This is a genomic window from Aeromonas sp. MaB10011B, from assembly GCF_017939325.1.
Classification (GTDB): Bacteria; Pseudomonadota; Gammaproteobacteria; order Enterobacterales; family Aeromonadaceae; genus Aeromonas; species Aeromonas caviae.
Window position 1 is genome coordinate 1 of sequence record NZ_JAGKRK010000024.1, and the last position, 12,273, is coordinate 12,273.

Sequence of the window (12,273 nt, forward strand, 5' to 3'; positions counted from 1 at the left end):
CATCAGGGCAGGATGATGGAGGGTCAGACCCCCTACAGCATGTTCAAGAAGGGTCTGAAATTGATACCGAAGGAAGTGCGCACTAAAGTAGCGTAAACAAGACACCGGTTTGAGGCCGGTGTCAGGTGATAACTAGATCTGTACACACTCGAATGATATGAAAATTCACTGACAGTAATGAATCGTGGGGATCAGGGTCGTCGGCCCGCCCCGGGGGAGATCGCCCTCTGCCAGAGGGTGTGAGCCCGGTTGACGCAACGGGGCCCGGGTTGTGGTATGACTCGGGGCGTCATCAAACAGAACCTGTCGGAGGACGAGACAATGCTGGCGTTGATCACCACGGCGCACCACACCTGCTACCCCAATCCCATCGCCTTTCGGGCCGGAGAGCGGGTGCGCATCGGCCACGAGGACGACGAGTTCCCGGGCTGGGTGCGCACCTTTACCGCAGACGGCAACGAGGGGTGGGCGCCCCTGTTCCTGCTGACCCCGATCGGCACGGAGGAGGCGCAGGCGCGCCAGGACTATACCGCCCGGGAGCTGGACGTGGCGGCGGGGGAGCGGGTTCGAGTGGATCGGGAGCTGGCAGGCTGGCTCTGGGTTCACAACGAAGCGGGGCAATCAGGCTGGATACCGGCAAGCTGCATCGCCTCGCCCTCATAAGGTGCAGCGGCTCGAAGAAGAAGTAGAGAGCGGAGAGAGAAACCCGGCCAGCGACATGGCGTGCGGCCGGGTGAATTGTAAAGAGTAGGGTGACGGAAAACGGGATCAGCCTAGTCTAATCAACTCGATGGGGGCGTAGCGCTCCTGGCTGTTCGTCAGCAGCACGCACTTCTCATGCTCGGCCTGATAGGGGGTCAGGTTGTCGGTGTGCGCCTCTTTGAGGGTGTCGACCGCGCCGGTGGCGGCAATCATCACCCGTTGGCCCAGGGTCAGCACATTGCGGTTTCGATCGTAGATCTTCATGGCATTCTCCTTGTGGGATGGGTGCCCCGGCCCGTGCCGGGGCAACGGGCTCCAGACTACGCCCCTCGAAAAACGAGATGCCTGTCACAGATCAATAAAAGGGGAAAGAGGGACTCGGTGCGGCGACGGGGTATGGCGCTCTGGCCTCGCTGCCCGCCGGTGATCGCCACTGCCTGTCGCAGGGCAAGGAGGACGCCCTCGCTTTTCATCCCCTCGGGCTCGAACTGCAAGGGGGATGCGCTATAGTGGAGCCGCTCGTTTTACTGCCTTCAACCAACCGAGAGTGCATTATGAATCGTGAAATTGCCGCCCAGTTCATCAAGATGCTGACCAACCTGGACCAGTGTCTGGCCAAGGCCGAGGCCCACGCCGAGGCGAAGAAATTCAACGTGGAGAACTTCTTCAATGAGCGCCTCATCGTCGACATGCTGCCCCTGAGCAAGCAGGTGCTGATCTGCTGCGACAGCGCCCGCGCCGTGGTGGCCACCGCCAGCCTGAGCGAGCCGCCGGTGCTGGGGGATGATCCCAAGACCATGGCGGATCTGCGCGCCCACGTGGCCAAGACCCTCGCCTACCTGCAAGGCAAGCTGGACGCCGATTTCAGCCAGTATGCGAGCGGTCACTACTATCCCTACTGGGCCGGTGGCAAGGGGATGGACGGCCACAGCTGCGTCCACGAGTACGGCATCCCGAACTTCTACTTCCACCTCACCATGACCTATGCCCTGCTGCGCCAGGCCGGGGTGGATCTCGGCAAGAAGGATTACCTGGGCGGCCTGAACCTGCAATAAGCCGCGCTTCAGCGACGACAAAGCCTGCCCCTGGCAGGCTTTGTCGTTTTCGGCCCGGCTCAGCGCCCCAGATTGTCGGCCAGTTGTTTGGCGCGACTTGCGGCCCACTGATCGATCATCTTCTCCATCTCCAGGGCGGTGATGGGGGAATCCTTGTGGGTGGTGTCCGGGCTCTCGCGAGCGTCCATCACCCGCACCAGCAGCTTGCCGCTCTGGGCGTCGAGCAACTGGGCCATGCTGCCCACCTTGAGCAGATAGGGCTCCTTGCCTATCACTTCGCGGGTGACGTTGATGGCGATCTTGGCGGGCAGCAGATCCCGCAGCTTGGGGTCGGGCCGGGTCAGGTCGAAGTTGGTGATGGCCGCCTGCACCCGCATCACGCCGGGGCCGGGTTCGGTAGCAATCTTGACGCCGTGGCTCATCAGCTCCCGCTGGAAGGTGGCGTGGTAGTAGCGGCCGATCTCGTTCTGCTCGTTGGCGGTCAGCAGATACCACTGGCCGTTCTCCTGGCGGATGAATTGCAAGGGGTCGAGCAGCACTGCGTGGTACTGGCGAAGATCCACGCCGGGCTCCTTGTAGATGCGCTGATTGGGGTTGCTCTCGCTTTGCTGGAAGGCCGTGAGCGGGATCGCCTGCAGGCTGTGGGTGACCTGGTTCTTCACGGCGCACCCGCCCAGCAGGGCGGCGGCCATGGTCATCATCAAGACTCGTTTCATGGGGGCTCCTGGCGGTGGATGGTCGCTGCAAGAACGCAGCCCGCCCTGCCCACAGAGATACCTGATCAGGCCCCTCTCTCACAAGGGGTATCTGTGCGCGGGCCACCGGGGGAGCCCCCGTGTCGGGTCACTCGGCGGGGATCTCGGGCTCTACCAGGGTGGCGAGCTGCATCAGGGACTCCTGCCAGCCGAGGTAGCACATCTCCACCGGAATGAGCGCCGGGATACCCGCCTGTTCGATGGCGAGATCGGTGCCGCACAGCACCTGGGTGAGGGTGATGGTGACCTGCATCTCCCCCGGCAGGTTGGGGTCGTCGAAGCGGTCGGTGTAGCGGATGCGCTTGACCGGCTCCAGCGCGAGATACTCGCCGCCGAAGGCGTGGGTGTGGCCGCTGGCGAAGTGGGTGAACGACATCCTGAACTGGCCGCCGACCCTGGCATCCAGCGCCGCCACCTTGCAGGTGAAGCCATGGGGGGGCAGCCATTTGGCCAGGGCGTCCGGCTCGATAAAGGCCTGGTATACCCGCTGTGGCGGGGCCTTGAGTACGCGGTGCAGAGTGACTGTGTTCATGGGAGGCTCCTCTTGGTGGCAACAGGGACGGGTCGCAGCAAGGATAGCCGTCATCCCCGTGGCCTGCGGGGGTGCGTCGCCTCCTTTCGCCTGCAGAGAGGATTTTTCGTTTTCTCTTCAAGGAGTTGATCAAGATAGAGGTTATTGTCACCGTTCGCTCATATAATCGCCGCCATGCAAGCGACTCGGAAGGATTCGATGACACAGCTGATGGTGGCCCTGCTGGGGCTGTTTTACGCCAGCCTGATCTGGGCGGCGCCCGTCCCCTTCGTGACGGCCCCCGGCCCCCATGCCACGCAGGGGAGGCTGGAGCCCCTGCTCTCCTGGTTCTCGGGGGAGTTTTCCAGCCAGGAGCAGGCCACCTTCGATGCCCGCTTCACCAGCGCCGAGCTGCGGCTGGTGGAGATCTGGCCCGGGGAAGGCCCCTTCCGCTGGGTCTATGCGGAGCAGTTTCTGACCGAGCGGGCGCAGCGACCGTTTCGCCAGCGCATCTACCGCTTCTCCTCCCTGCCCGATGGCCGCATCCTGATGGCCGAACTGACCATGCCGAGGGCCACGGATTTTGCCGGCGCCTGGCGTCGGCCCGAGCTGCTTGACTCCCTCACCCCGCAGCAACTCTCCCTGCGCGAAGGGTGCGAGATCTGGCTGACCCGCCAGCCGGGTGGGGAGTACAAGGGACAGACCCGGGTCGGGCATTGCGCCACCGATTTTGGCGGTGCCACCACCCTGGTGCAGTACCTCTGGATCGGCCCGGACAGTGTCCGGCTGCTGGACAGGGCCTATGACAACGGCGCCCATCAGCGCTGGGGCAGCCCGGGGGAGGGTTACGTCTACCTGCGCAAGGGGATGCGGCGCGGGGAGTAGTCACGCCGTCCGTCAAGGCCCCTCCCTGCTTGCCGCCATAAAGAACGTGCCGGTCAGGCCGCCGGCCAGTACCCTTGCAGATCCACCAGGATGGAGAGGCTGACCGCGCCAAACAGCAGGCCCGTCATCAGGTTGAGCGGGCGCTGGATGCGGCCGAGCAGGTGCTGGGCGCGGGGAGTGGAGAGGCTCCAGGCCAGGGCGCTGAACCAGACGAGGGAGAGCAGGAACAGCTCCAGGATCAGCAATCCCCGGGTCAGGCCATCCACCTGGGGCGTCACCATGGCGGCCAGCAGTCCCATGAAGAACAGCATCGCCTTGGGGTTGAGCAGATTGGTGGCCAGCCCGCTCTTCACCCCCTTGCGCCAGCCCGGCCGCTCGCCCCCGGCGCGCAGCGCCAGATCCCCGCTTCCCTGCCAGGCCGCTTTCAGCGCCCCCCAGCCCAGCCAGCCCAGATAGAGGGCACCCACCAGTTTCACGGCGAGAAAGAGCCAGGGCTGGCTTGCGATCAGCAGGCTGATGCCGGTGAGACTGAGGGTGGCGTGGAGCAGGATGGCGAGGGCGATGCCAAGGGCCGCTCCGAGGGCGGTGGGCCTGTGCAGGCTGGTGCGCAGGATGAGTGCGAAATCCGGGCCCGGGCTCGCCAGGGCGACGAGGTGGACGAGACCCAGGGTCAGAAACAGGCTGGTGAACATAAAAGACCTCCGATAGCGGTATGGAGGTGACAGCATGGGGCAGGACGGGGGACGGGAGATTGTAAAAGATTGCAGCGGCGGTGATTCAGGCGGGCAGCATCTGCTGGCGATACTCCGCCGGGGTGAGCCCGAAGGCCTGACGAAAACCGTGGTGGAAGTGGCTCTGATCGAAGAAGCCCACCGCCAGTGCCACTTCGCTCACCGGCAGACCGCTGCCGAGCAGGCGCTTGCCCTGTTCGAGGCGCAGCCGCTTGAGCCAGGCATAGGGGGTCATGCCGGTCTTCTTCTTGAACTGACGGAGGAAGGCGAAGCGATCCAGCCCGAACAGGGCGGCCAGATCCTCCAGGGTGTGGCGCTCGTCCAGCCGGGCCAGCAGATGGTCGCGCAGGAACCTGAGCTGGGGATCCGCCAGGGCGTGGCGCTCGGGGGCGAGCCGGAACAGTTCGCCCAGCAGGGCCAGCAACTGGCTCTCCGCCAGCAGGCCGTCGGGGGCAGGGCCGTCCAGGTGCATGTGCAGTCGGGCAAAGCCCTGATAGAGGTCGGGGCGGCTCTGCAATCCCTGGTGGAAAAAGGGCTCGGGGTGTTCCGGCAGCCAGCGGGCCAGCTGCTCGGGGGCGATGGAGAAGACCCGCACCTCGTACCCTTCCGGCAGCAGGCTGAGGCCGTCGTGCATCTCGTCCGGGTTGACGGTGGAGAGTTCGCCGCGCACCAGGTGGTGGCTGTTCCCCTTGTGGATGAACTTCTGGCCGCCCCGCTGCACCAGACCGATGTGGTAGTCCAGATGCACGTGACGGCCATAGCTGAACTCCCTGTGGTGGGAGTGGGAGAGTTCAACCCCCGGCAGCAGCCGGGATTGCCAGTAGTGGATGCGGGATTGGGGTGCGTTCATCCCCTATTGATACCCCGAAAGCGGCCCCTTGGCTTGTAGATTATTGCGCCGGCGCCTCAGCCGACCTCCTGGCGCCGCTTGCCGCTGCGCAGGCCATCCAGGCTGAACAGCACCAGGGCGCTCCAGATGCAGCCAAAGGTGATCATCTTGTCCAGCGCCAGCGCCTCGCCATAAAGGGTCACCGCCAGGATGAACATCAGGCTGGGGCCTATGTACTGGAAGAAGCCCAGGGTGGAGAGCTTGAGCCGGGTGGCCGCTGCGGTGAAGCAGAGCAGGGGGGCCGTGGTGACGGCGCCCGCGGCGATGAGCAGCAGGTTCAGGTGCCAGTCATTCTGGGTGAGGTGGCTGGTGGGGCTGTCGGCGATGCCCCACAGATAGAAGGCGGCTGGCGGCAGCATGATCAGGGTCTCGATGAGCAGGCCGGTGAGGGCGTCCAGGGCCAGTTTCTTGCGAATGAGGCCGTAGATGGCGAAGCTCGAGGCCAGCACCAGGGCTATCCAGGGCAGGGAGCCGAAGGCGATGAGCTGGACGGCGACACCGACAAAGGCGAGCCCTACCGCCCACCACTGCAGGCGGCGCAGCTTCTCGCTCAGAAACACCATGCCGAGCAGCACGTTGAACAGGGGGTTGATGTAGTAGCCCAGGCTCGCATCCAGCATGTGGCCGTTGTTGATGGCCCAGATGAACAGCAGCCAGTTGCCGCCGACGGTGACGGAGGTGAAGGCCAGAGTGAGCAGCACCTTGGGATGGCGCAGCACCGCCTGCACCTTGTGCCACTGGCGTCCGAGCAGCACCAGCACCATCAGCAGGGCGCAGGACCAGATCATGCGGTGGGTCAGGATCTCGGCGGCCGGCACGGCGGAGAGGGACTTGAAGTAGATGGGTGCCAGGCCCCAAAGGGTGTAGGCGCCGAGGGCATAGAGGACGCCCTGGCGCTGGATCTGTTGTTGCATGCGGATAACCTTCACTGGAGTGCGGATGTCGGGAAACATCGCAAAAAGTCAGTGTAGCGATCCTTTTGCAGGGAAAGAAGACAATAAATGGGTCTGACGGGATTTTAACAGCAGGAGCGACTTCAGCGACCGCCCCCGCGGCGGATCTTCTCCACGTCCATCAGCAGCCACAGCATGAGGGCGATGGCGGAGATCCAGGGGCCCCAGGTGACATAGGCTTCCCCCTGACCCAGCACGAAGAACAACAGCGGCAGTCCCACCACCAGAAACAGTACACTTCCCAGAAAAAACAGCATTTTTATCTTTAAATTTAATGGCTTGCTATTTGACGATTATATCGATTGAGCGAGGGGATAAAAGAGTAAAAATGAGAAAGGGGGATTTCTCCCCCTGTTTTGTTGATAAGCGTCATTTATGACGTTATTCGAGCTGGATCCAGGTGCTTTTCAGCTCGGTGTACTTCTCCAGGGCGTGCAGGGACTTGTCGCGCCCGTTGCCGGACTGCTTGAAGCCGCCAAACGGCATGGTCATGTCGCCGCCATCCCAGTTGTTGACGAAGACGGTGCCGGCGCGCAGGGCGCGCGACCCTTTCACCGCCAGGTTGAGATCCGCCGTCCAGATGGCGGCCGCCAGGCCGTAGTCGGTGTCGTTGCCAAGGGCGATGGCCTCTTCCAGGGTGTCGAAGCCGGTCACCGCCAGCACGGGGCCGAAGATCTCCTCGCGGAAGATGCGCATCGTCGGGGTCACATCGTCAAAGATGGTGGGTTCGATGTAGTAGCCGCCCTCCTCGGGCTGGGTGCGCTTGCCCCCCAGCAGCAGCTTGGCGCCCTCCTGCTGGCCGATGGCGATGTAGTTGAGGACCTGCTCCATCTGGATGTGGTCCACCATGGCGCCGATGCGGGTGGTGGGGTCGAGCGGGTTGGCCGAGATCCATTCGCGGGCGTGGGCCAGCAGCCGCTCCATGAACTGGGGCTTGATGCTGTTTTGCACCAGCAGGCGGGAGGCGGCGGTGCACACTTCCCCCTGGTTGTAGAAGATGGCGCCGACGGCGCTGCGGGCGGCGGCGTCCAGATCCGGTGCATCCGCCAGCACGATGTTGGGGCTCTTGCCGCCGCACTCCATAAAGGCGCGTTTCAGATTGGATTTCCCGGAGCACTGCACCAGGTGCTTGCCGATCTTGGTGGAGCCGGTGAAGGTGATGCAGTCGACGTCCATGTGCATGGCCAGCGCCTCGCCCACGGTGTGACCAAAGCCCGGCAGCACGTTGAACACGCCGTCGGGGATGCCCGCCTCCTTCGCCAGACCCGCGATGCGCAGGGCGGTGAGGGGGGATTTCTCGGAGGGTTTGAGGATCACCGAGTTGCCGGTGGCGAGCGCCGGGCCCAGCTTCCAGCAGGCCATCACCAGGGGGAAGTTCCAGGGCACGATGGCAGCCACGACACCGAGGGGCTCGCGGGTCACCAGGGCCAGGGCGGACTCTTCCACCGGGGCGACCTGATCGTAGATCTTGTCTATCGCCTCGGCGTTCCAGGCGATGCAGTTCGCGGCGGCGGGGGCGTCATACCCCATGGCGTCGCCGATGGGCTTGCCCATATCCAGCGACTCCAGCAGTGCCAGCTCCACCAGGTTCAGGCGCATCAGCTCGGCGAAGCGCTGCATGATGAGCTTGCGCTGCTTGGGAGAGAGGCCGCACCAGCGCTTGTCGTCGAAGGCGGCACGGGCCGCCTTGACCGCCAGCTCGGCATCGGCGGCGTCGCAGGAGGCGACCTTGGTCAGCAGTTGGCCGTTGGCCGGATTGATGCAATCGAAGGTGGCGCCGTTGACGGCATCCCTGTAGGTGCCGTCGATAAAGGCTTGCGAGGGCAGGGTCAGATGGGCGGCCTTGTGTTGCCACTGGGCCAGGGTCAGGTCACTCATGTTCACTCCTTGAACCGGCAGAAAGTCAGTCTCCGCGTATCAATATGCTAAACATCCCGCCGCTTGTAAATCCATCTTGTAACAATTCATTAAACACTGACCCCGAACAACCCGGGCCAACGGCGGGGCAAACCGGGCGCCCTGGCTTGTGGTGTCGGGGGCCGTGCGGCGGGGCGGGAGCCCGTGTCGCGGGCCTGATCCCCGAGCCGGGCAGGGGCGGATCCCGGCGGGCTGTTCCGGGAGAAGGCCCGTCAGAAGCTGGCGGGCGTGTTGGCCGAGATCAGCACGCACTCCTGATCCCCCACGTTGCGAAAACGGTGGGGAGTGCGGCTGTCGAAGTAGTAGCCATCCCCCGGTGCCAGCAGGTGAACCTGCTCGCCTACCGTGACTTCCACCTGACCCCGGATGACGATGCCGCACTCTTCCCCTTCGTGACTCAGCATGTCGTCACCGGTGTCGGCGCCCGGAGGCAGTATCTCCTGCATCATGCCGATGGCGCGGTTGGCGCGGCTGTGACCCACCAGACGGTAGCTGATGGGGTGGGTGCCGAGATCCGGCATGTCGTCCGCACGGAAGATCACCTCGGAATCCATCTCCGTCTCGTCGGTGAAGAAGCTGGCCAATGACATGGGGATGCCTTCCAGCACCTTGCGCAGGGAGGCCACCGAGGGGCTCACCTGATTTTTCTCGATCTGGGAGATAAAGCCGTTGGTCACACCGGAGCGTTTTGCCAGCTCGCGCTGGGAGAGGGCCGCCTTGGTGCGAACCGCCTTGAGGCGGTGACCGATATCCATCGATAGACACTCCTTGACTGTTTACTATTATTAAAATTGTGTTAAATATCTTATACCACCCCTGAGGGGTGACACCAAGCCGGGCGATAAAAGCCCTTTTTTATGGATTCAGGTGTTTAATTTAATAGGCATGAGCCGGGTGTTACTAAACGCCTTAAGGATGAGGTGACCATGAAACCTGTCAGCGACATCAATACCCCCGACATGTCCGCATTCTGGATGCCGTTCACCGCCAACCAGCAGTTCAAGGCGGCGCCGCGCATCCTGAAGTCGGCAGAGGGGATGTATTATCACTCAGAGGATGGCCGCAAGATACTGGATGGCACTGCCGGACTCTGGTGTTGCAACGCAGGCCATGGTCGGCGCGAGATCGCCGAGGCGGTCTCCCAGCAGATCTCCCACCTCGATTTTGCCCCCACCTTCCAGATGGGCCACCCCCTGCCGTTCGAGCTGGCCAACCGGCTGGTGGAGATCGCCCCCAAGGGATTCGGTCACGTCTTCTATACCAACTCCGGATCGGAGTCCGTGGACACCGCGCTCAAGATTGCGCTGGCCTGGCAGCGGGCTCGTGGCCAGGGGACCCGTACCCGGCTCATCGGCCGCGAGCGCGGCTACCACGGGGTGGGTTTTGGCGGCATCTCGGTGGGGGGCATTCCCGGCAACCGCAAGTGGTTCGGCTCCCTGCTGACCGGGGTGGATCATCTGCCCCACACCCTCAACATAGGGAAAAATGCGTTCACCAAGGGATTGCCAGCAGAAGACCTCACCCTGGCCGATGAACTGGAGAAGATTGTCTTCCTGCACGACGCCAGCAACATCGCGGCGGTCATCGTCGAGCCCATCGCCGGCAGCACCGGGGTCATCATGCCCCCCAAGGGCTATCTCAAGCGGCTGCGGGAGATCTGTACCAAACATGGCATCCTGCTGATTTTTGACGAGGTGATCACCGGTTTCGGCCGCCTCGGCTCCCCCTTCGCCGCCCAGGAGTTCGACGTCATCCCCGATATGATCACTTGCGCCAAGGGGCTCACCAACGGCGCCATCCCCATGGGGGCCGTGCTGGTGCAAAACCATATCTATGACGACATGATGGCGGCGGGCAAGGGGGCCATCGAGCTGTTCCACGGCTACACCTACTCCGGCCACCCGGTGGCCGCGGCGGCGGGTTTGGCGACCCTCGAGATCTATCGCAACGAAAATCTGCTGACCCGGGCGGCCGAGCTGGCGGGCTACTGGGAGGAGGCGGCCCATTCCCTCAAGGGCTGCAAGCACGTGAAGGACGTGCGCAACTACGGCCTGGTGGCGGGCATCGAGCTCGAACCCATGCCCGATGCGCCGGGCAAGCGGGCCTACGAGGTGTTCGTGCGCTGCTTCGAGAAGGGGGCGCTGATCCGGGTGACGGGAGACATCATCGCCCTGTCGCCGCCCCTCATCATCGAGCGCAGCCAGATCGACGATCTCTTCACCCTGCTGCAGGACGCCCTGCAGGCCCAGGACTGACCCCCACATCACACAGGATGGCGCTCGTCCCGGGCGTCATCCCCCTGTGCTGCCCCGGCGCGGCGAGGGGAGGACGGATGACCCATCACGGAGGATTTATGAGTTACAGGATCGACAACTTCATCGACGGCGAGACGACCGAGAGTCGCAGCGAGCGTTTCGGTGCCATCTTCAATCCGGCCACCGGCCAGCAGCAAGGCTCCGTCGTTCTCAGCACGGCCGATGAGTGTGCCGAGGCGATTGCCTGCGCCGAGCGCGCCTTTGGGGAGTGGTCCCAGACCCCGCCGCTGGTGCGGGCCCGGGTGCTGTTCCGCTTCAAGGAGCTGATGGAGCAGCACAGGGACGAGCTGGCCCAGCTCATCAGCCGCGAGCACGGCAAGGTCTTCTCCGACGCCCAGGGGGAGCTGACCCGGGGGCTGGAGGTGGTGGAGTTTGCCTGCGGTATTCCCCACCTGCTCAAGGGGGAGCACTCTCTCAACGTGGGCCGCGGGGTGGACAGTCACTCCATGATGCAGCCGGTGGGGGTCTGCGCCGGCATCACCCCGTTCAACTTCCCTGCCATGGTGCCGCTCTGGATGTTCCCGGTGGCCCTGGCCTGCGGCAACACCTTCATCCTCAAGCCCTCGGAGAAGGATCCGTCCCTCTCTCTGCGCATGGCCGAACTGCTCAAGCAGGCGGGCCTGCCGGACGGGGTGCTCAACGTGGTCAACGGCGACAAGGAGGTGGTGGACGTGCTGCTGACCGACCCGAGGGTCGGTGCCGTGTCGTTTGTCGGCTCCACCCCCATCGCCCAGTACATCTATGCCACCGCCTCGGCCCACGGCAAGCGGGTGCAGGCCCTGGGCGGCGCCAAGAACCACATGGTGGTCATGCCGGATGCCAATCTGGATCAGGCGGTTTCCGCCCTGATGGGGGCCGCCTATGGCGCGGCGGGCGAGCGTTGCATGGCGATCTCGGTGGCCGTGGTGGTGGGTGACGAGACCGCCGATGCCCTGGTGGCGAAGCTCTCTCCCCTGGTGGCGGCCCTGCGGGTCGGCCCCGGCCTCGGTCAGAGTCCGGAGAACGAGATGGGGCCCCTCATCAGCCGGGAACACCTGGCCAAGGTGCGCGGCTACGTGGATCAGGGAGTGGCCGAGGGGGCCGAGCTGGTGGTGGATGGCCGGGGCCTGAGCCATGGCGAGGGCTACTTCATCGGGGGCAGCCTGTTCGATCGGGTCGGCCCCGAGATGCGCATCTACCGGGAGGAGATCTTCGGCCCCGTGCTCGCCATCGTGCGGTCCCCGGACTACGAGACGGCCCTGCGCCTCATCAACGAACACGAGTATGGCAATGGCACCGCCATCTTCACCGGTGACGGAGATACCGCAAGGGACTTCACCACGCGGGTTCAGGTCGGTATGGTAGGGGTGAACGTTCCCATTCCGGTGCCCATGGCGTTTCACAGCTTCGGTGGCTGGAAACGGTCCATCTTCGGGCCGCTCAACATGCACGGGCCGGATGGGGTGCGCTTCTACACCCGGATGAAGACGGTGACCGCCCGCTGGCCCCAGAGCCTGCGCGCCGGCGCCGAGTTCTCCATGCCGACCATGAAGTGAGCCACCGGCTCGCTGCCATGGCTTT

General features: G+C 64.1%; 14 protein-coding genes. 5 read left to right on the forward strand and 9 right to left on the reverse strand.

The window, feature by feature from the left end; translation table 11 throughout:
* Positions 1-321 precede the first annotated feature (321 nt).
* On the forward strand, positions 322-663 hold the full coding sequence (locus tag J9893_RS08965; RefSeq protein WP_210600034.1) for an SH3 domain-containing protein: 342 nt from the start codon (positions 322-324) through the stop codon (positions 661-663).
* Between the two features lie 105 nt (positions 664-768).
* On the opposite strand, the gene ydfZ is transcribed toward J9893_RS08965, so the two are convergent.
* Positions 769-966, reverse strand: a complete 198-nt coding sequence (gene ydfZ / locus J9893_RS08970) for a putative selenium delivery protein YdfZ (protein ID WP_039039534.1) — start codon at positions 964-966, stop codon at positions 769-771.
* A gap of 290 nt (positions 967-1,256) precedes the next feature.
* On the opposite strand from ydfZ, the gene J9893_RS08975 reads away from it, so the two are divergent.
* Entirely contained in the window at positions 1,257-1,757 is a 501-nt protein-coding gene (locus J9893_RS08975; protein ID WP_210600035.1) for a DUF1993 domain-containing protein, read from the forward strand.
* 59 nt (positions 1,758-1,816) lie between these two features.
* Here the strand turns inward: J9893_RS08975 and J9893_RS08980 are convergent, their stop codons facing one another.
* Both J9893_RS08980 and J9893_RS08985 read right to left on the reverse strand, forming a co-directional pair.
* Positions 1,817-2,473, reverse strand: a complete 657-nt coding sequence (locus J9893_RS08980) for a DUF3313 domain-containing protein (protein WP_210600036.1) — start codon at positions 2,471-2,473, stop codon at positions 1,817-1,819.
* A 127-nt stretch (positions 2,474-2,600) separates the two neighbouring features.
* The gene (locus J9893_RS08985; protein WP_201891018.1) at positions 2,601-3,044 is read right to left on the reverse strand and encodes an SRPBCC family protein; all 444 of its coding nucleotides are present in this window, start codon (positions 3,042-3,044) and stop codon (positions 2,601-2,603) included.
* Positions 3,045-3,242: 198 nt separating this feature from the next.
* Between J9893_RS08985 and J9893_RS08990 the strand changes: the two genes are divergently transcribed.
* A complete protein-coding gene (locus J9893_RS08990) occupies positions 3,243-3,908 on the forward strand; it encodes a chromophore lyase CpcT/CpeT (RefSeq protein WP_201891019.1) in 666 nt (221 codons plus the stop codon).
* 53 nt (positions 3,909-3,961) lie between these two features.
* On the opposite strand, the gene J9893_RS08995 is transcribed toward J9893_RS08990, so the two are convergent.
* The 6 genes from J9893_RS08995 to J9893_RS09020 all read right to left on the reverse strand — a co-directional run bounded on the left by J9893_RS08995 (position 3,962) and on the right by J9893_RS09020 (position 9,153).
* Positions 3,962-4,600: a LysE family transporter gene (locus tag J9893_RS08995; RefSeq protein ID WP_201891020.1), complete on the reverse strand. Its 639-nt coding sequence runs from the start codon at positions 4,598-4,600 to the stop codon at positions 3,962-3,964.
* Between the two features lie 85 nt (positions 4,601-4,685).
* The gene (locus tag J9893_RS09000) at positions 4,686-5,489 is read right to left on the reverse strand and encodes an AraC family transcriptional regulator (protein WP_161470139.1); all 804 of its coding nucleotides are present in this window, start codon (positions 5,487-5,489) and stop codon (positions 4,686-4,688) included.
* A 56-nt stretch (positions 5,490-5,545) separates the two neighbouring features.
* A complete protein-coding gene (rarD, locus tag J9893_RS09005) occupies positions 5,546-6,442 on the reverse strand; it encodes an EamA family transporter RarD (protein ID WP_069784318.1) in 897 nt (298 codons plus the stop codon).
* 122 nt (positions 6,443-6,564) lie between these two features.
* On the reverse strand, positions 6,565-6,738 hold the full coding sequence (locus J9893_RS09010; protein WP_010672491.1) for a hypothetical protein: 174 nt from the start codon (positions 6,736-6,738) through the stop codon (positions 6,565-6,567).
* Between the two features lie 124 nt (positions 6,739-6,862).
* The gene (locus J9893_RS09015) at positions 6,863-8,359 is read right to left on the reverse strand and encodes an aldehyde dehydrogenase (protein ID WP_210600037.1); all 1,497 of its coding nucleotides are present in this window, start codon (positions 8,357-8,359) and stop codon (positions 6,863-6,865) included.
* A gap of 251 nt (positions 8,360-8,610) precedes the next feature.
* Complete coding sequence (locus J9893_RS09020) at positions 8,611-9,153, reverse strand: cupin domain-containing protein (protein WP_010672493.1); 543 nt, start codon at positions 9,151-9,153, stop codon at positions 8,611-8,613.
* 171 nt (positions 9,154-9,324) lie between these two features.
* Here J9893_RS09020 and J9893_RS09025 point away from each other — a divergent pair, with 171 nt between their 5' ends.
* Positions 9,325-10,653, forward strand: a complete 1,329-nt coding sequence (locus J9893_RS09025; RefSeq protein WP_039039525.1) for an aspartate aminotransferase family protein — start codon at positions 9,325-9,327, stop codon at positions 10,651-10,653.
* Between the two features lie 98 nt (positions 10,654-10,751).
* Positions 10,752-12,248, forward strand: coding sequence for a CoA-acylating methylmalonate-semialdehyde dehydrogenase (locus J9893_RS09030; protein WP_041212151.1), 1,497 nt, complete (start codon positions 10,752-10,754; stop codon positions 12,246-12,248).
* Positions 12,249-12,273: the final 25 nt, after the last annotated feature.